This is a genomic window from Mycobacterium sp. (assembly GCF_049281135.1).
In the GTDB taxonomy this organism is placed as follows: domain Bacteria; phylum Actinomycetota; class Actinomycetes; order Mycobacteriales; family Mycobacteriaceae; genus Mycobacterium.
Genome location: NZ_JBAPRN010000526.1, coordinates 1 through 2,003 on the forward strand (window position 1 = coordinate 1; position 2,003 = coordinate 2,003).

General features: G+C 61.2%; 1 protein-coding gene. It reads right to left on the reverse strand.

Features of this window, described 5'->3' with window-relative positions; translation table 11 throughout:
- Window positions 1-488: 488 nt before the first annotated feature.
- Window positions 489-1,496, reverse strand: coding sequence for a hypothetical protein (locus tag WAN02_RS20825; RefSeq protein WP_422266115.1), 1,008 nt, complete (start codon window positions 1,494-1,496; stop codon window positions 489-491).
- Window positions 1,497-2,003: the final 507 nt, after the last annotated feature.

Sequence of the window (2,003 nt, forward strand, 5' to 3'; positions counted from 1 at the left end):
GGTCTAAGCGGGCTCGAACGCGGAGATCAGGCAGCGGCCGCCGATCTGAGGTGGCGTGGATGGGACGTGTCCGAGGCTGAGCCACCCGCACCTAGTCGGTGGACGTCCTCGCGAGCACCTCGCTAGATCACCTGGCGCCGAACTGACCGGCTCCAAACCTGCAGTGCTACAAACGAAGTGAAATGCGCTATGAGTACTACCTGAATCCCGAACTCCTAGAGGCAATCTCGCGGCACACTGGAGTGCCGGTCTTCACACTCTCAGGACAAGCCATCGCTGATGTGTGGGTGTCGGCGCAAGGCTGCCGCCGATTGGGCCAACACATCCGCGCCGCAACCGGCCACCCCAGCGGTGCCGGTGCCGCTGTCGTAACCAATTCCTAAGCAGCAGTTTATCTCCGGTGACGGCTGGATGCAGCGTGCCGGGCATCTCGGCACCATGCGTGCACCAGCGCCGTCTCCACGCCGTAACGGGACGAGCCAGCCATTTCAGCGCGCCGGCGAGGCTTGCTTTTCGACGAGTGGGTATGGTGGTGCTGCGACAATCGAGTCAAGCGACGCCTGTACTTTCGCCGTGTCGAACACGCTGTCGTAGTACGAAGCGGTGAGGTGGAGTTCCGATTGCACCCGGTTTATCGCCAGTGAGATCTGATTCGCCAAACCGATTGGAAGTTGTGTCACGAAGACGTGTGGGCTCGTCGACGTCGACCATGAAATCCGTTGAGCTGCAGGTAAATCGGAACCGTCGCTGACCACGACAAGGGCGCGTGAGCTGCCCGAGCTCCAGACAGTCTTGGTAGCGGGTCGGGAGGCGAGGCGCGCAGCGTAACCCATGCCGTAGCCGACAAGAGCCCGGAACCCGTTGGTGTAGTCCTTTATCGAGGCCGCGATCTCGGCTGGATCGTATGGCGAGCTGATGCTAACCAGCGCAGTGCCAATAAAATTCGACAATGTGCCGACACCTGACGGCAAGTGTCGATTCAGATCCACCATGAAGCTCACTTGTTCCTCCGGTGTAATGCCATGGGATTCGAGGGAACGAAGAAACGAGGAAGTTATGATTGCGGAGATTGACACCCCGGGCCAGTACCGGTCGCGAATTTCTCTCGCCCGTGTTAGGAAATCCGCGCCACTGCGTGCGTACGCGACCGACACCCTGCCCGCAAACGGCGTCATCGTGCTGCTCGGGCGCCGAAGCTTCCGTACCGGTTCGTTGAGCGCCTTCAACAGCTGCCAGGGTTCGGTTCGTACGGCGTGAATCGTTGCACGCAATCCCGGGTTGCTGCAATTGACGAGCGGCGGCGGATGAGCGAACCCTGGTTCGGCCGCGCCCACCGACGCCATGATTTCAGCGAGGAGGCGCCAACCGCCAAGGCCGTGGTCGTACTCGATGAAGAGCCAGGGATCGGCGACATGGACACGCAGTGAGACCTCGGGTACTTGCGGACCTGCAGCAGTCAGTCTTTCAAGAGTCCGGACCGGGTCGTCGCAGTCCATATCTGGTCCCTCGCGAACCGCCACCGAACTACATGTCGAGTCAAACCGCCAGCGGCGGCGGTTCGGATCCGGGAGTAGCCCGATGCGATGAGGCGGACCACCCTGCGCGATCGCCCTGAGCCGCAGGCGAAGTCGGTCTGGGTCATCCAAGTGGTCGAATGGACCGACTAAGTAGGCGACTCCATGGCCTGCGTAGGCGGTGTCTATAACGCTCACTCTGACCGATGCTCCTCGCGCGCCTGGTCCGGCCACGCCGACATGGTTGGCGCGACCGCGGCGAGCACGCCGAATTGAAACGGAAGCATCTGTCGTTGTACCTCCACGGCTCGGGCAATGAGAACAGGTGAACCTACCAACAGTCATACAATGACCCTCGAATCAGTAGTATAGTATGCATTATGCCTATTGCCGTACGGACAGTCGGTCCGGATTCGTCGCCGGCCGACATTGCGCAGGTGCTCAACGAGGACGGGTGTGTGGTCATCGCCGACCTGGCATCGGCCCAGG